The 17,697-nt window shown below is 35.9% G+C and carries 17 protein-coding genes; 1 reads left to right on the top strand and 16 read right to left on the bottom strand.

Annotation, left to right across the window (positions count from 1 at the left end; all coding sequences use genetic code 11):
* Window positions 1-103 precede the first annotated feature (103 nt).
* The 15 genes from ICJ84_RS08565 to ICJ84_RS08495 all read right to left on the bottom strand — a co-directional run bounded on the left by ICJ84_RS08565 (window position 104) and on the right by ICJ84_RS08495 (window position 14,767).
* Entirely contained in the window at window positions 104-670 is a 567-nt protein-coding gene (locus ICJ84_RS08565) for a GNAT family N-acetyltransferase (RefSeq protein WP_188215979.1), read from the bottom strand.
* Between the two features lie 106 nt (window positions 671-776).
* Complete coding sequence (locus tag ICJ84_RS08560; RefSeq protein ID WP_188215978.1) at window positions 777-1,253, bottom strand: GNAT family N-acetyltransferase; 477 nt, start codon at window positions 1,251-1,253, stop codon at window positions 777-779.
* 21 nt (window positions 1,254-1,274) lie between these two features.
* Window positions 1,275-1,805 carry a GNAT family N-acetyltransferase gene (locus tag ICJ84_RS08555; RefSeq protein ID WP_188215977.1) on the bottom strand — a complete coding sequence of 177 codons (531 nt, stop codon included), beginning with the start codon at window positions 1,803-1,805 and terminating at the stop codon, window positions 1,275-1,277.
* A 196-nt stretch (window positions 1,806-2,001) separates the two neighbouring features.
* Window positions 2,002-2,643 (bottom strand): HdeD family acid-resistance protein, encoded by a 642-nt coding sequence (locus tag ICJ84_RS08550; RefSeq protein ID WP_188215976.1) that lies wholly within the window; start codon window positions 2,641-2,643, stop codon window positions 2,002-2,004.
* A 16-nt stretch (window positions 2,644-2,659) separates the two neighbouring features.
* Window positions 2,660-3,664, bottom strand: coding sequence for an NADPH-dependent aldehyde reductase Ahr (gene ahr / locus ICJ84_RS08545; protein ID WP_188215975.1), 1,005 nt, complete (start codon window positions 3,662-3,664; stop codon window positions 2,660-2,662).
* Window positions 3,665-3,958: 294 nt separating this feature from the next.
* Window positions 3,959-5,293 carry a DUF3237 family protein gene (locus ICJ84_RS08540; RefSeq protein WP_188215974.1) on the bottom strand — a complete coding sequence of 445 codons (1,335 nt, stop codon included), beginning with the start codon at window positions 5,291-5,293 and terminating at the stop codon, window positions 3,959-3,961.
* Window positions 5,294-5,447: 154 nt separating this feature from the next.
* A complete protein-coding gene (locus ICJ84_RS08535; RefSeq protein ID WP_241748727.1) occupies window positions 5,448-6,725 on the bottom strand; it encodes a S41 family peptidase in 1,278 nt (425 codons plus the stop codon).
* A 152-nt stretch (window positions 6,726-6,877) separates the two neighbouring features.
* On the bottom strand, window positions 6,878-7,444 hold the full coding sequence (locus tag ICJ84_RS08530; protein ID WP_188215972.1) for a PAS domain-containing protein: 567 nt from the start codon (window positions 7,442-7,444) through the stop codon (window positions 6,878-6,880).
* A 105-nt stretch (window positions 7,445-7,549) separates the two neighbouring features.
* Window positions 7,550-9,475, bottom strand: a complete 1,926-nt coding sequence (locus ICJ84_RS08525; RefSeq protein ID WP_188215971.1) for a glycoside hydrolase family 97 protein — start codon at window positions 9,473-9,475, stop codon at window positions 7,550-7,552.
* Window positions 9,476-9,781: 306 nt separating this feature from the next.
* Window positions 9,782-10,165 carry an SMU1112c/YaeR family gloxylase I-like metalloprotein gene (gloA2, locus tag ICJ84_RS08520; RefSeq protein WP_188215970.1) on the bottom strand — a complete coding sequence of 128 codons (384 nt, stop codon included), beginning with the start codon at window positions 10,163-10,165 and terminating at the stop codon, window positions 9,782-9,784.
* A 60-nt stretch (window positions 10,166-10,225) separates the two neighbouring features.
* Window positions 10,226-11,011 (bottom strand): type 1 glutamine amidotransferase domain-containing protein, encoded by a 786-nt coding sequence (locus ICJ84_RS08515; RefSeq protein ID WP_394367621.1) that lies wholly within the window; start codon window positions 11,009-11,011, stop codon window positions 10,226-10,228.
* Window positions 11,012-11,108: 97 nt separating this feature from the next.
* A complete protein-coding gene (locus ICJ84_RS08510; protein ID WP_188215969.1) occupies window positions 11,109-11,672 on the bottom strand; it encodes a Crp/Fnr family transcriptional regulator in 564 nt (187 codons plus the stop codon).
* Between the two features lie 297 nt (window positions 11,673-11,969).
* Entirely contained in the window at window positions 11,970-13,034 is a 1,065-nt protein-coding gene (rsgA, locus tag ICJ84_RS08505; protein WP_188215968.1) for a ribosome small subunit-dependent GTPase A, read from the bottom strand.
* Between the two features lie 354 nt (window positions 13,035-13,388).
* Window positions 13,389-13,871, bottom strand: a complete 483-nt coding sequence (locus ICJ84_RS08500) for a hypothetical protein (RefSeq protein ID WP_188215967.1) — start codon at window positions 13,869-13,871, stop codon at window positions 13,389-13,391.
* Window positions 13,872-14,044: 173 nt separating this feature from the next.
* Window positions 14,045-14,767: a Cthe_2314 family HEPN domain-containing protein gene (locus tag ICJ84_RS08495; protein ID WP_188215966.1), complete on the bottom strand. Its 723-nt coding sequence runs from the start codon at window positions 14,765-14,767 to the stop codon at window positions 14,045-14,047.
* A 399-nt stretch (window positions 14,768-15,166) separates the two neighbouring features.
* Between ICJ84_RS08495 and ICJ84_RS08490 the strand changes: the two genes are divergently transcribed.
* Window positions 15,167-15,805, top strand: a complete 639-nt coding sequence (locus ICJ84_RS08490) for a DUF6266 family protein (RefSeq protein ID WP_188215965.1) — start codon at window positions 15,167-15,169, stop codon at window positions 15,803-15,805.
* Here ICJ84_RS08490 and ICJ84_RS08485 read toward each other — a convergent pair.
* Complete coding sequence (locus tag ICJ84_RS08485; protein ID WP_188215964.1) at window positions 15,802-17,589, bottom strand: prolipoprotein diacylglyceryl transferase; 1,788 nt, start codon at window positions 17,587-17,589, stop codon at window positions 15,802-15,804. The two genes, ICJ84_RS08490 and ICJ84_RS08485, sit on opposite strands and share 4 nt — an antisense overlap.
* Window positions 17,590-17,697: the final 108 nt, after the last annotated feature.

Genomic DNA, 17,697 nt, shown 5'->3' with positions numbered 1-17,697 from the left:
ATGTATCACAAAATACTATTAGCGTTTTATTACTTTGGAAAGTTTTCGATAGACAACAGAATATCTTCCGTCAATAGCAGTTTTATTATCATATAGAATCGGGCTATTTGTGTTTGGAATCGTTATTCCATTCGCTTTTTGCGACTTCATAACACAAGCAAACTTCATATTCAGGATAAGCTTTTAATTCCGGATGCTTAAACTCAGCTATTTTTTTCATGCCGATTTTCTTCATGACCTGTTCTGAATTTACATTTTGTTTTGTACAGGTGGCGATAATGCGATCTAAGTCTAAATCGTCAAACGCAAATTTCAAACATCGTTTTGCTCCTTCAGTAGCATAGCCTCTGCCCCATGCGCTTTTTTTTAAGCGCCAACCAATATCTACAGCCGGCGTAAAATTAGATTCGAAAATTTTATTTGCCAAGCCTATAAACCCAATAAACTCTCCCGTTTCCAATATTTCTACGGCAAAATAATTAAAGCCATGTGTTATAAAATGATTTTGTAATCGTTCAATAAACGCTGATGTCTCATTGGTTGTTAAGGTTTTTGGAAAATGCTTCATAACCTCTTTATCGGCATTCATTTTCGCAAATTCATTAAGATCAGATGTCATCCAGTTTCGGAATCCTAACCGTCGTGATGTAAAAATATAATCTGTATACATGTTTTATTTAGTTGGTTTTATTGGTATGATTATTATGTGTGGACAATGAAAAATAGCTTTTCAGGTGTTTGTTTTAACTCAATTTATCAGGTCTTTAATCCTGGGATTAAATAGGTCTAAGCATCCATATATTACAAGACGTATGCCCGGATTCTCCCATGGGATTTTCTAAAGTTTCAAACCCAAATTTCCCATACATGCGTACTGCTGTAGCAAAATGAGGCAAACTTTCCAGATAAATGGCAGTATATCCTAAATCTTTAGCAGACGTGATGTTTTGCTCCATCAGTTTAGTACCTACACCTTTTCCTCTTGCTGATGGCGCCAAATAAAATTTTACAAGTTCGACATATCCCTGAGGCAAACCTTCGGTAGGATAAATACCGCAACACCCCAATAATTCATTCTGATCCTCAGCAACCCATAAAACAGAGTTCTCTTTTTCAAATAAAGTATATAAATCATCAGTTGTTGGATCAGAATACACCGTGCCGCATTTAGGCGCGTCATGCTCATCAAAAGTATTCTTGATAATACGAGCTAAAATCTCATTGTCTGAAGGTTCTATTTTTCTAATTATCATAGTGTAGGTTATTGTAATCTTTTAAATATGCTCTTCTTTTTTAATGCTATACAGCAATAAATTCTCATCGTCTCCCGGAATATTTATAATTTTCTCGAAACGTAATCCTAATTTCTCTAAAAGTCTTTGGGAAGAGGTGTTTTCTTTAATTGTTATGGCATGAATTTCTGTTAATCCAAACTCTTCAAAGGCCAATTGTTTTACTTTATTAGCGGCTTCAAATGCATAACCTTGCTTTTCATATTCTGGTAAAAATGCAAATCCAATATCGATACCTTCTAGTCCTTCTCGATCGTACAATCCGCAGCTTCCTATTTTGAATTTATCAGTTTTTCTAATCAAAGTATAATTCCCAAACCCCAAGCGCTCCAACTGAGATGACATTCTGTTTTTAATGTAAGTTTGTGCGTCTTCAAATGTTTTAACTTGCCTGTCACCGATATATTCTAACCACTTTGGCGTATTTAACAATGCTAAAACAAATTCACTATCATCTTCGTCGGTTGGTTTAAGAACAAGGCGTTCGGTTTCGTAAGTTTTATATTGACTCATGAATATCTTTAACATTAATTGCACTGACTTGCCTAAATAAATTTGTTGAACTATTTACAAACTGTTGAATACAGAAATTTCAATTTTGTTTTAAATGTAAGAAATAAATTTAATTGCTTTTGCAGGGCATAGCATCTATAAATAGCAAACGCCCATAAAGGGCGTTTTATCATTCTAAATTCTATTTACTATGTAATTATTTTTTGTTCAACTCATCATGCATTTCCTGTTTTATAGCCTCATAACGACCTTTCAATTCTTCTGATATTTTCCCTGGCATCGCATTTAATTTTTTAAGTTTTAAAGATAGGTAAATACTAAAAGCTCCACCCGCGATAAGTGTTAAACCAATACAGAAAATAATGGTCATTCCGGCAAATACAGGATTCCAAAGTAATAGAAGCGAGAATAAAATCCCCAAAACACTTATAATCATCAAATTCCCCCAATCTAAAACACCGTAATGTTTCAGTTCCAAGGCATAACTTACTCCCATCATAGAACGGAACAATATTAAAAACCCAATATAAAACGACAATGTAGTTAAGGATATTTCGGGCTTACTCATCAGCAAGATGCCTATCAAAAGAGTCATGATTCCAAAGGCTAAATTCCATCCCCAATTATCCATTTCTTCTTTGTTAGCAATGGCAAATGCAATTTCACTAATACCAGACAACATAAATGAAATACTAAATACGAACGCTAGAGCGAGAAACGTTTCCACCGGAGACACTAATGTGTAAATACCCAAACCAACAAAGAGTAAACCTACTATAAGAGGAATATACCAATGTTTAATAGAGTTCCTGATAGTCTTTAAAAATTGTGCTTTCATGCTTTATACAGTTTGATTAATTCTTCAATACAATTCTAAATCTCGCTTTACCTTCTTCCAAATGCGTTATAGCTTCATTAACATCGCTCATCGCAAACTCTTCAACTTCTGGGTAGATTTGATGACGCACACAAAAATCAAGCATGGTTTTAGTCAAGGATGGGCTGCCAATCGGACTTCCTCCAACTGATTTTTCACCCATAATTAAACTAAAAGCAGGAATAGCCATTGGTTCTAAAACTGCTCCAACGGTATGGAAACGTCCTTTAGGTGCTAAGGCGGTTAAATATGAATTCCAATCCAATGATACATTGGTAGTATTTAATATAAAATTAAGCTGTCCTGCAATACTTTCCAGTTCTTCAGGCGCTCTAGAATTTATCACTTTGTTTGCCCCCATATTTAAAATTTCCTGTTTCTTAGCCGGGTTTGAACTGAAGGCAACGACCTCACACCCCCAGTGCTTTAAAAACTTAATCGCCATATGTCCAAGACCACCAATACCTATAACTCCAACTTTGTCGGTAGGTTTAACGCCCGCTAATATAATCGGGTTAAAAACAGTAATACCTCCGCATAACAAAGGACCTGCTTTACTCATATCAATACCGTCTGGAAGCGGAATCGCCCATGACCAATGCCCACGAACCTTATCGGCAAATCCACCGTTTCTACCAACAATGGTCGCTTCACTTTTTGCGCATAAATGATGTGATCCATCCATACACTGTTCACAACTCATACAAGAGGATGACATCCACCCTAATCCAACCCGATCGCCTACTTTTACTTTTTTTACCGCATCACCAGCGGCAAGAACTTCCCCTACGATTTCGTGTCCTGGAACGAATGGGTATTGCGACATGCCCCACTCATTATTAATCATACTCAAATCGGAATGACAAATTCCACAATAATACACTTTAATGTCGACCTCTTCAGAACCTAATGGACCTAATTCGTATGAATAAGGTGTAAGTTTTGATTTTTGCGCCGTAGCTGCATATCCATTTACTTTCATGAGTTTAGTTATTTGTTAATTGTAAAAAAGCAACCAAACTAAAACCTAAGTCTCGGTTTGGATGTTGTTCTCTTTAAATTTACAAATTATCTCACTTAAACACCTTAAACAGTTGATTTTATTTTAAGTACGATCTCATATTTGTTTTAACGGTGAGTTTTTTTTAATTATAAGTAATGAATAAAAAGCATCATACATATATTTCTCCAAAAACAAGTTATATCTCTATATCATTAAACTCCATCCTTTGGATTATGCCATGCTTCCAATACTTTAAAAATGTCCGGGACTTATTTAAAGTACTTTCCATACTTGTATAGATATGTACTTGTCATTAACTTCTGGTTTACAAACATATATTGCGTTATTAAGCCATGCATATTTTGAATCTGTAGGTGCTTCAAATTTTGGCGTGGCTCTAAAATAGTATGCCTCCCCTTTTTTGGATTCTTTTGAAGGCTCTATTATTAATCCTGTATTTTGCACATGAATCAACACCCCATCATTCGTTTTTATGTTATAAACCGCATTTAATTCGGTACGATTAAGTGCTTTGTTGCTATATTGATAGTCGGCTCCGCCAGCTAAAACTACGCCTTTAATATCAGGACCTTTAAAGGTGCCTCCAGTAATAGGAATGATAATTTTATCTCCATTAGGAGTAGCACCTAATAAAATGGGAGTATCAATAGTTACTCGCAATTCACAAACAAATTCTAAGTCTGGCGGTATAAATTCTAAGGTTGGCGAACTGATAATTTCAGAATTAAATCCTTTGGCTTTCATGGTCCATTCAGGATATTTTGATAAAGCACTATTCAGAAAAATAGCCGAGTTATCCTTGTTTTTAAATTGCCAGTCGAGCCAATCCAATGTCATTTCAGCAAAGGAACCACCATATTCTTTAGAGAAAGTAGCCCCATGGCCGGCTGTAGTATGATCGGCAAAAACAACGGGAACATGTTCAATTCGAGAGTAATCTAAAATGGCGTTATCATAAGCAATATCAGATTTTCCACCTATCATATAAATAATTGGTGCATGTAGATTTTGTAATGATTCTGAACTCGCCCCGGCCATGGTCATGTTACCCATACCTGCATTCAACATCAAATAAGTCTTAATTCGTGGATCATTAGCTATTCGGAGTGTTTGTGCGCCACCGCATGAATGCCCGCCAGCAGCAATTTTGTTTAGATCTACATTATTATAATAGGCATTATCTGGCTTTTCTGCCTGTTGCTCTATCCAGTTCAAAGCGTTCAGAAGTTCATTATCTGCAGTAGACTTGTGCTCCCGTTCTTCAACTGTCATCTGTAGAGCTCCAATAGCAATAATGATATAGCCATGAGATGCAAGTTCTGATAGAAACCGCTCTTGATGTATTGAAGAATTCATACAGCCACCATTCGCCCATACCAATATGGGTAATTGACCTTGTTGTTTTACGGCTTTCTGTATATTCTCAGGTCTATATAGAACAAAATCTGGAAGAGATTCTTCGGTAACTGCAATAGAAGAGTAATTGCCACGACCTCCATTATCGATTATTTTGGTTTTAATGACCTGTGCGTAACTCAGTGTAATGGCAAAAACCGACATCAAAATAGCAGTATACACCTTCTTCATCTTATTTTCATATGATTTATAATTTCGTTTTTTCAGATGCTCCAATGCAGCTATTGAGTTATATTCTTTTCAGCAGTTTACATATAATATCGACATGTTTTCTGTTATTTGAATTTATCATTTTCATACGCACTATGCTTATAATATCTTGTACTTAATGTTCGTTCTCAATATATTTCACCAAACCATCCAATATTTCATCGTCTTCATCCAGAAGATGATCTTTGATGTACATATCGGGTATTACACCTTCTGCCTTCTTACTTCCATTTACTCGTACTATGTATCCTTTAGAAAGTTTAACCTCAATAGCTGTATGAGGCAAAACATAGCTATACTGACTGGCATATAGGCTGGGGAAATCTCCTGTCTCTTCTCCTACTATAGTGGCAAATTTGTAATCCTGAATTTGAGCAGCTGTCACTGCAGATTGGGAATGCGATTGCCTATTTACTAAGACATACACCTTTCCTGAATACCTTTTATCGGCAGGTTGTGGATTGTACAGAGGAAATTCATATGGATAAGTACTGCCATCTTCATGCGTTAATACCTTTTGCCAATATACGCTAGTGGTATCATAATTTTTACGCACGTGCTTTTTCAGAATAGCACTTGTTTTTAGTGTGAATTCGGAATTCCAGCGGAAAGGTCGGTCAGCAATGTAAGAAACCAGATAGTCACTAAAGGTATCGTCGCCTCCAAGGTTGTTTCTAAAATCAATGATAAGAGCAGGAAGACCCTTCGTTTTTATTTCCACAAATGAGGAGTCTATAAAACTCCTGTACTTTTGTTCGTCTCCACCAAAGTTTCCCGGCTTTAAATAAGCGGCTTGATTGAGAAACTTTAACTCTCGTTTGTCAGAGTATACTTCATTTCTTTTCATTTCATAATCTTCCAATACGCGGATTGAATGGATGATATGTGTCTCAATGTCACCTTTTTTATTTATTTCAACTTCAAAGTTTTTCTGCTCACCAAAAGCCTGCCAATAGAGTCTTGGAAACGACATAAGCTCCAGCTTTGCAAGTTTAAAGTACCTTCGTTCAGCCGATAGTAAGGGATATATTTTCTGGAGTACTTCATCCATGGGTAGATTATTAATGCTCTTGACTTCGGCGCCTGGTGCCAAAGCATGATTTTGAGACCAGTTTTTTCTGACTAATACTTTCCCGTGCTCAAACGCAAGTTCTAAAGGAAAAACAGTACCACCTGAATAGGCGTAGTTAATGTAAACAGAACCGGGAAAGGAGATTTCGGTATGACCATTATTTGCCTTAGAAATTACCGCCTGAAACAAGGAAGTTATTTCAAGGGTCGAGAGGCTATCTTTAGTAATCGAAGATTTTACATCTTCAAAATTTTTGTTGAATGCCTCTTTAGTTATGTAAGCATATAAATTATAGTGTGCTTCTTCTAAAGACTCCCGCAAAAAATGTAAGTCTTGAATAACCTGTTGCTGAGCTATTTTTTTTTGTCCAAAATTTGGAAGTGCTGATAAAAGCGTCAAAATAATTACATATCCTTTTTTCATGAATAAACCGTTTTTAATATTAAGCAAAATAGATTCCCGGCCAAATCATTTTAAACAACCTCCTTTTCAAAGGCTATAAAGTGTGTTGTGTGTTCATTGTACAAGGGAATTATTTTAACTTCACAATTATAGAGTGTACGATCTTTTTTGTAATTAACAATAATTTCTTTAAATGGCTTATTGCTCGCGATTTTTGATCGTATTCTGCTTTTGGTGTCTAACGATGTTTTTGGTCCCTGCAAAAAATCAGGTGTTTTGTTTATCGCAAATTTTTTTGAATACCCTGTCATAGAAGAGAAACCATCGTTTACCCAAATAATGTTTTGATCTTTATCGGTAATAATCAATGCTTCGTAATTGTTTTCAGAAAAAACCTCACTAAGGTCGTTCTTCCAATTGAACTTTTTAGCCAAAGAACGAACGTGCTCCAATTCCATTTCCTTTTTAGCTTCAATGATTCTCCTTTGAAAACCTTCCATAAAAATATCCCAGCTTAATAAAGGCATAGTTTTACATGCTGGTGTTTCTAAATGATGGTTCATTTGTTCGTATTCTTCATTTTTAAGACTGGATAAATAGATGTCCAGACACATCATATCAGCAAGGTTATTTTTCATAATTATGTTTCTAAATAGTATGGTCTTTGGTTTAATGTATAAGCAACAACAAATTTAGTATTTCCGCATCGACAGCTATAACTTATATCATATTTTGGTATTTCGTTATTTTGTCACATTGGTAATATCCTTGAAATAGATAGCATTACCACCACCTGACGCCAAATGTACAGTAAGCTCGCTTTCTGAATTAACACGTTCTTTACGTATATTATATGCCTCTTTATTATTCATAAAATGCGATTCTTGGGCATCTTCATATATTGTAGCTTCATATCTTTTTCCGTTTGATAGAAAACTCAAATCCATTGTTAATGAACGTGAATCTCTGTTGGTTAAGGATCCTACAAACCAATCCTCTCCAGATTTGCGTGCAACACATACAAATTCATCCAGTTTGGCATCCAGCACTTGAAAGCTATCAAACTGCGCCGGCATAGATCGTACACATTCGAATAAGTCTTCTTTCTTTGTATACTCCTCAGGACTATCGGGCAACACCATCCAGCCGGAGTAATTGGTTATTAACTTGGCAACCTCTGCAACTACTGTTCCCGGTATTTCATGAAAGACTCTTACCCGAGAATGCGCATGGTTTAAATCGAACCAACCGTTTGTGGCATCTATCGGTCCAGCAATCATATTAATTAACACCTGATTAACAGCTGTCTCCGGGAAGTAGGAGCGCATACCATCGGCCTGGGCATGGCAAAACTCTTTTGTAACCAGGTTTGGATACGTCCTGCGGTCTCCACTTGGCGGAATAGGATAGTCATGAAAGTTCACCATCAGTTTATGTTTTGCACATAACTCAACCACTCTTCGGGTCTGTTTTACTTTGTCCTCCGGGCTGCCTGTCATAAATCCGTATTTTACACCAATTGCTCCCCAATCTGAAAATTGTTTCAAGACCCTTTCCAGTCCAAACCTTTTAGCACCCACATCATTCAAATACAGAATGATTCCAACATGTTTCGCTGAAGCATATTCCATGCATTCTTCTATATTGATACCTTCTCGAGCAGATGTTGGATCAGAGTTTTCGTTAAACTCTTCACCATACCAGTCTGCATCAATCAACAGATATTGAATGCTGTTTTCAGCAGCAAAATCAATTAGCCTTTTATGAGACTCGGTATTTAATCCATATTCGTAGCTGTCTTGTGTTTTATACCCCCATACACGCCAATCCCATAATGATTTACCGGGTTTAATCCACGAGGGATCGTCTATCTTACAAGGTTCATTTAAGTTTACAAGCAAGTCTGATTCAACCAGGTCTCCAGCATGATCACCTAACATAAAAGTCCTCCATGATGTCTTAAATGCTATGTTTCGCTTAGAGTAGCTAGTGTTAAATGAAAATGAATGATGGTCTGAAGAGGCATTGACTGTAAATGGTGCGAATTCAACAATTTCTGCCTCATGGATAGCCATAAAGCGTTTTGGACCAAATTGCATGACAACCGGCGGCGTAATCGCTTCCATTTTCTGTTCCGATCTTACAACAGGCCCCAGATTATGATGCTCTCCATTGGTTGCCCAATAGGTAAAATCACTGTTAAACCTAATGTCTGTTACTTCTTTGCTTATTAATAAACTATCGCGAACCGCTTCTATAGGAAAGTTGTATCGATATGCAAAGCCATCGTTATAAACTCTGAAAATAATATTATAGAATTGTTGCGGATCATGAAGCTGCTCAACCTTGATGTTGTATTCATTATAATAATTGCGCACAGTCAATTGCTTCCCGTTTATAGTTGTCCATGTCTCATCAAACCCCTTTTCAGAAAAACCGGAAAGAGAAACATTTTCAGTGAAATCGGTATCCTTAACCTCTAAGCCCAATGCAGAAGGCTTAATAAGCGTATCTCCTTTATGGATAACCAAAAAGCTACACGACGTATTTTGGTTCGAAACATAAATACCGAGGGTTTTATCGGGAGAAAACAGTTGAAAATTATCCTTGTTCGAACAGGACATTACACTTAATAATAAAAATGTAAGTGCATAAATTTTAAAGGTCATTTTTATTTATTTTGTTATTACTACGTATCAATTCTATTAATATGAATACCACTTGTTTTATAATTTAAAAACATATCATTTATCAGTCACTTCATAATTAGAACAAATAAAACATGTTTGTAATTATGTGTAAAATACACACGTAAATATACATTAAATAGCATAACAAACATACCTTTTCTTACAGCTATTGAAACGCTATCCCCTACCTCTAACCTCCAAAAACAACAAACGCCCTTAACAAGGACGTTTGGATATCAAAATGTATAGGCTTGTACAAAAGTTAATCATAGTGTATGCTGTTTTCTACATTTCATATAATTCAATTGGCAATTTATCTGGGTCCTCAAAAAAGGTAAATCGCTTTTGTGTGAGCTCATCTGTTCGTATTGGCTCAGTCTTAATGTTGTTGTTGTTCAGTCTTTCTATTACGCTGTCTAAATTTGACACCTCAAAGGCTAAATGTCTCAGGCCGCAAGCCTCAGGTCTTGAAATTCTTTGAGGCGGATTAGGAAACGAAAACAATTCAATAACATAAACACCATTTAATGCTAAATCAAGTTTGTAAGACTGTCTTTCTTCTCTATTGGTTTCTCTGATAATTTGCAATCCTAAAATTTCGGTATAGAAATGTTTTGACTTTTGATAATCAGAACAAATAATAGCAATATGATGCACTCTTTTTAACATAATTCTTATTAAATAAAAATGAGGCAACATAATCTGTTACCTCAAATGGACGTAAATTATTTACAGCTTTTTAAGCTCTTTAAGCACTGCTTCGCCAACATTATGAGCTGATTGTGGATTCTGCCCTGTTACCACTCTTTGATCAACTGTGACATGGGGTTGCCATAATCCAGATTTTTCAAATTTTGCACCACGCTCAATAAGTTTTGTCTCCAAACTAAAAGGAACCACATTTTCCAATTTCACCGCAATTTCTTCTTCGTTGGTAAAGGCATTGATTTTTTTGCCGTCAACCAGGTACTTTCCATTGCTAAGTTTGATATTCACCAGACCAGCAGGTCCATGACAAACAGCGCTTACAATACCATTGTTTTCATAAATCTTCTGCGCAATAACAGCAAGTTCTGCATTATCTGCAAAATCCCACATTGTGCCGTGCCCTCCTGCATACAAAATAGCTGCATAGTCTGAAGGATTAACTTCAGAAGGTTTCATGCTGTTCTGAATTTTAGCCTGATAGTTTTCATCTGCCAAAAACCTTTGATTAATAGGGTCTTCGTTATTGGCTCCATAGTATGGCGGATTACCCCCTTTTGGACTTACAAAGTCAATTTCATAACCTGCATTATCCAGAACAGCCCAAGGATGAGTGACTTCTCCTAAATAATACCCTGTTGATTCGCCTGTTTCACCTAATTTGTCGTGGCTTGTAACCACAAATAAAATTTTCTTACTCATTTCTTTTGAATTTAAAGTTTGTGCATTTACTTGATTTAATCCAAGAAAAATGGTACAACCTGCAATTACCATAATTCCTGACAAGATATTTTTTAATACGTTGTTCACTACTAACATTTTTTAAAAAATTGATAATGCAAATTTCAGAATATGACTCATCTTGACACAGGAAGTAAATCACATGTTTCATGTGATGTATATCACACTACGAAGAAAATCGGCTAAGGGTCTCTCTCGATACACCCAGGTAAGAAGCTATTAAGGTTTTCGGCACCCTTTGGAAAAGTTTAGGATATTGCTGAAGGAGTTGTTCATAGCGTTCTTTTGCATTGCTATTGAGCAAAGAAAGTATTCTTCGCTGCAATGCCACATAACCTGAACTCGATTTTTTTCTGAAAAAATGTTCTATTTTATGCATGTCGGCACAAAGTTTTTCTCTATTATGTAAGGATAAACAAAGCACCTCTGTCGCCTCAATGCAATCAATATTTAGTGTTGCTTTACTTTCGTTAAAGTATGCTTGATAATCAGTAATCCACCAATCTTCCATGCCAAACTGCATGATGTGCTCTTTGCCATCCTGATTCACATAGTATGCTTTCAAAAGACCTTTGATTACAAAGTGGTCGTTATGAACAATATCGCCTTCTTGAATTAGAAATTGATGTTTTTTTAATTTTTTTATTGTAAAGTGTGACAGAATATAATCAAATTCCTTGTCTGTTAAGGGCGTAATTTTTTCTAATTGCTGTCTAAGTATTTCACTCATATTATTTTATAGTCTTTCTCTTTAAAATGCTACACAACTGGTTATATAATTATAAATATACCCATTATCGCTTAAACATTCCGGATAGAACAAACAAGATCTGTTTGAATCATATATTAATACATATTCCGAATAAATACACATAAAACAGAATTGCAAACTCAACTTGTCCTAAAGATATTAAAACAATATCTCCCATTCTTTAACCTACAAAAACAACAAACGCCATTAACATAGGAATTTGTTTATCAAGCTTTTATAGGATTATGGACTTGGCGATGGTTGCCATTTTTGAACTCAGTTGTTTTTTAAATTCTGCTTTTTGTAATTCTTTATCATTTTCCCGAAATTTTTATCCTTTTTTCGTTTTTCAGCAACAGTCGTTTCAAAATGCTCTTTCTCCCGTTCCATTTTTAAATAGTTTTCGTAGGATGACCTATCTATTTCCCCATCTTCAACGGCAGAAATAACCGCACAGTCAATTTCTATCGTGTGTGTACAGTCTTTAAACCTGCATTTTCTTGATAAGTTCATTATTGTGTCAAATGTATTTTTCAATCCACTCTCTGAATCTGTAATACCAACTTCCCTCATTCCTGGATTGTCAATGAGAATCCCACCATTTTCCAAAATCAACAATTCACGATGGCTTGTAACGTGTCTGCCTTTGTTTGTACTTGTACTGATTGTATCCGTTTTCATCACTGATTTGCGAGAAAGATTGTTTGAGAGGGTAGATTTTCCTACTCCCGATGATCCTAACAGGCAGTAAGTCTCTCCTTTTTTGATATACTCATTGACTTTCTCAATTCCTTCCATATTTTCATTACTCATGGTAATAACAGGAACTTGCTTTATTCGTTGTTGGACTTTAGTAACCAATTCTTTAAGTTCTGCTTCACCTATCAGATCAATTTTATTAAGAATAATAACGGGGGCTACATTCGATGTGTAACAAATTGTCAGATACCGTTCTATTCGGCTGATGTTAAAATCTCGGTCAACGGCTTGTACAATAAAGGCACAATCAATATTTGTCGCTATAATTTGTTTTTCTCCATGCTTTCCAACAGCCTGCCTTTCTATAACGGTTTTTCTTGGAAAAATAGCGTGAATAAGTGCATTGTTGTCATTGTACTCTGAAATAGCAACCCAATCGCCAACAGCAGGGAAATCAGTACGGTCTTTGGCCGTAAATCTCAGGTTTCCAATAATCTCGCTACCGTATTCTTTTTCATCTGTTTTGACGATGTATCTTTCCTTATGTTCAGAAATAACACGCCCTACAGCGAATGAATCGAGGTTTTTCTCTTTTCGGTAGTTTTCTAATTCAGAATTATATCCTAAATCTTCAAGTGTCATTTTGATTATTGGTATTAAGCACAACGGTCTCTTTACTTTATTAACAAGCATAAACTGCTTATAAATTTACTAAATAAAAGCATTAGGTAAGCTAAGAAATCAGCCATTGCTTTTAACCTTAAAAAGCACCTGAAATTTATAGAAAAACACAGTAAAAGCGGGGCAGCACGTCTACGCTTTGCTTTTTACCAATTTAGGGCTGTTATAAACATGATTACAAGACCTAATAATCAGTTTGAATTTAGATTATAATCACATTCCAAAACAACAAACGCCCTTAAAATGGGCGCTTATGTATCATGCTTTTACAACATTATGGGCTTGTGCCACGGCTACCAATGTTGGTTGCAGTTTTTATTCGTGTTTTTTTTCTAGTTTTTTATTTTCAATAAATGAGATTTTTGGAATAACTTTTTTTGTTTCATTTTCATAAATTATTCTTTCTAACCAAATTTCTCCTTTTGTGCTTAATCGATAATCATATTCAGCTCTTCTGGGGTTATAGTAATCTTCAGGACCGTAACCTTCTCCGTAATAGTTTTCGTTTACATTCACTAACCAAAACTTGTTCTTATCCGTATAATACATTATAATTATACTTTTTAAACTGTCACTGAGTTTGTAGGTCATTATACTATCTGAGTATTTATCAGTTAGTTTTCGAAGTTTAAGATTATTTTTCGGAGCATTTTCAATAAAGTAATGTTTAAAAATAGATCTTGATGATGTTACCTTTTCAGTGTTAGGATAGTGTTTGAACTCTTTCAAAAGTGGTTTTTCGTTGCAGCTTGTGCAAAAGGTGATTAATAAAAATATTGAAAGTATTGAAGTTCTCATATTACTATTTCGCAGTCAGTGTTCAATTGCTTACAACGGTTAAGTATAAGAATAGTGCGTAGTTTGAGTGCGAGGATTTTCCGAAGGAAAATCAGATGCAAGCAAGCAAAGCAACTAACATAGGTTTAGTATAAAACTAGCAATTTTTTATACACGGTGTTAGGCAACGTATTTTATTTTAATATTGATTTCTGTTTTGAAAATTCAGATTCCAACACCTTAAATATCGGAATTGTCCTTTCAAAACATAATTCATTCACTTCTTTAAAATCAGATTTTGTCTTTTTTATAAAATTCGTTAAAGTTTGTTGTCTTATGAATTTAAATTTCTCTTGTTCCTCTGGACTTGCTTTCATAAAATAATGTTCCACTATTGTTGGGTTATAAAACTTTTCGAGTCTAAATAACTCCTCATTGATATAAGAATGTCTATGAATAATAGCATTTCTGTCACCTGTGAAATCGATTAGGATTTTTTTGAAATTTTTAAAATGTTCAGGAATATTCGTTTTTAAAACTTTTGAGTTGTTTAGAACTAACCTCTCTTTTACGTCTTTTTCATTTATTCCCAAGTTGAAAATTGCATTAATCATTTGTAGCATCCTATCAGAAACAGATGTTATTCTAATGATATAATTTTCGACATTATAAACTAAATGTTTTCCTCTACCAATTTCATCTTTCTTGTTATATCTGTAATTAGAAAGGAATTCGATTGAGTTTTGAAGTTGGTCATATAAAGTCATTAAGTGAATTGTGCAGAAAAAACTATCATTCAAGTAATTCAATAAATCAAAATTTTTGTCATTTTTCCTATCTCTATTTTCAAACTCCATATTTTCTAATAGAATAGTCTTTAAAAAGGGTTGTTCTAATAATTTATCAAAATTGGTCATTGATTGGTTTATATGTTGCCTAACTGGTTGTATACTTATAAAACATATTGTTTATCGCTTTCTTATTCCAGATAAACCAAATAAAACATGTTTTAACTAATAATTAAATACGCTGCTAAAAATACATAAAACCTTACAAAAACAATCTATGTTTTAAGAAAAAACATCACAAATCTTACAGTCATTATACAGGTTTCCTTCGACACATGTTCGACATTTCTTCGGGGATTCTTCGGTAAAACCCTTATTTTACGGAGAAAACCCGAACAATTCCCGAAGGAAACTCGAACCAAACCCCTATAAAGCACTAAAAACATAATTAAAATCTTACAATAAATATAAACACGTAAGCTTTTTATTATTATCTTTATCCGTATTAACCCCTTAATACTCAAAACCATGGCAACCTATCAACAAGGCATCTTAGGTGACTTTTCCGGAAAAGTAGGTCCTGTTATTGGAGCGCGCTGGCGCGGTAAGGCTGTACTGCGTTCCATACCCAGCAAATCACAAAAGCCACCTTCGCCGGCGCAACAATTACAGCGCGATAAATTCAAATACATTCATAACTTTTTAGCTCCCATAAAACCCTTGCTGGCAAATACTTTTGGCACAGCAACAGGCAGCAGGTCCTGTTATAATCAGGCCATATCTTACCATTTAAAGGAAGCTGTTAGGCATCATGGCAATGCCTTTGAAATGCTCTACACTAAAGTTTTAATAAGCATGGGGCCTTTGTGTGGTTTAGAACAACCTGTGGTGACGCATCCCGAAAACGGACGTCTCTTCATGGCGTGGACAGATAACAGTAATCAGAGCATGGCCTATGCTACCGACGCGCTGCTGGTAGTAGCCTACGCTCCTGCCATCAAACAATTTGCCTGTTTTACAGCTTCGGCTTACCGTGAAGATGCCTCATGTGTACTGGATTTTGAACCGGTATTTCACGGCCTTGAGGTGCAACTATGGGCTGGTTTTACACATAGCCAGACCCAGCAAAGTGCTACAAGTCGCTATTTAGGGTGCTACATGGTTTAATTTCTGGTTTTATGCCCAAATCTATAATTTAATGAGAATACCAGTTTACCACTGGTTTTTTCATCAACGGGCAGATAATAATCCTCCTCAAAAATATACATGATATTTATACCAAATTGTTTTGTGATTAAAGCTTCCGCCGAAATGTAACCGGTGTCTAAATTTGATATATACCCATAACGCAGGCTATAATCGTCGCTTATTCCAAAACCCGTGCCTATACTCGCTCTGGAGTACAGGGTTGGAAATGCTGAGGGATACAAAAATCCGTAATTATAATCCAGATCAACATACTTTCTGGGGCCTACACGGGCATAAAACTCAGGCAAAAAGACATAGGTTTTTTGAGCGTCTTTAATATTGCTCTCATCAATCACTTCATCTTTATTCATGCGCAGATTCCCTAGCTGAAACCCTACGCCTCCACCCAGCCACTTGCTGTCGACTTTAAAATAAGGATTCACTGCAAAAACAAAATCCGACTCATCCACATGTAACGTCAGGTTGCTGCTTTTTATGCTTCCTGCCGAAACATTGGCTCCGTAAGTGAGTTTGCTTTTCTCTTTTTCGGTAATAAACGAATACCCGCCCCCTACAATACTATACGTTTGTTTAAAATACTCCGTATCATAGGTGGTGCCGCACTCTCCGGACTGCGGATTATATCGTACTTCATTACTGAAATCGCCAAACGAACCGCCAACATCGATACGATGGTATTGCTTAACGACCGGTTTTTCATTTGGAATGGTTTGTGCCAGCACATAAAACGGCGTGAGTAAAACCATAGTGGTTAGCCATCGATAAGGTTTTAAGCGTTTATCGGAATACAGGTAATAAGCCGACAACCCGATGGCCGGGAAAAACTTAATCCATACGACCATACTTTCGTAGGTAGAAAACACGTTTCTGAAGGTATACAAACAAAGCGATATGAGCAGAATGTATAAAAAATCGGCGTGAAGAAATGGTGAGTTCTGACGCCCTTTTACGAGTTCTATTTTCAAATATCTGTCGTAAATCACTAAAGCTATCGCTGCCAAAACCCCGTAACACAACATGCTCCACTGATAGCCTCGCAATCCCATGATATATACCGTGTTAAACTGAGAGCCTTCGGCATCTCTTAAAAACTCGATACCAAAACGCATTACGAAAAACAGCACCAACGCCGAAAGAATGGCGCTAAAATTTTTATGCCAGTGTTTATGGGTTTTATAAACGAGGTATCCTATCAGGAACAAAGCCAGAGTTTCATATAACTGAACTGGATGCACTGGTAAAGACATCGCCATATCGGACTGTACAACACTCGCTGACCACTGATTAAAATGCGCATGGGTTCCTACCGGATACCGAACGCCCCAAACGGCCTGCGTAGGCACCCCGTAACAGCATCCATTAAACAAACAGCCCAATTTTATAATACCCAGAGCTATTGGCCCTATCCAGGCGTATAAATCAAGCATAGGACGGTTAAACCCGAAAACACGTTGTGATATAACCAAACCCAGCAAGCCAAACAACAGTCCGCCAACGGAGGAACGATTATTAAATACCGTAGCTTCAGACTGTATCACCGTAAGCCAGTCTTCAACCGGAATGGTAAACAATCGCGAGCCTAAAACGGTAAATAAGGAAATGGTGGTTAGCATAAGTAATACCGATCGCAGGTGGTAACCACGCTTCAGGCTTTTGTAAATCACCATGATATAGATGAACAGAAAAGCCAACAGGTAAAACAATTTGAAATAAAACCGAGGATGTTCAATAGATAGGTCCATATTTAATAAAATAATTAAATAGGCCATTTCAATACTGCAAACGATTAAAATGAAAAGCGAATAGGTAGTTGGTTAAAACCGGCTATTAAATGTAGTAAATTAAAATGA

The organism is Aestuariibaculum suncheonense (assembly GCF_014596935.1).
Classification (GTDB): domain Bacteria; phylum Bacteroidota; class Bacteroidia; order Flavobacteriales; family Flavobacteriaceae; genus Aestuariibaculum; species Aestuariibaculum suncheonense.
Note: the sequence above shows the minus strand (reverse complement) of the source record. Positions and strands in the feature narration are given on the sequence as shown.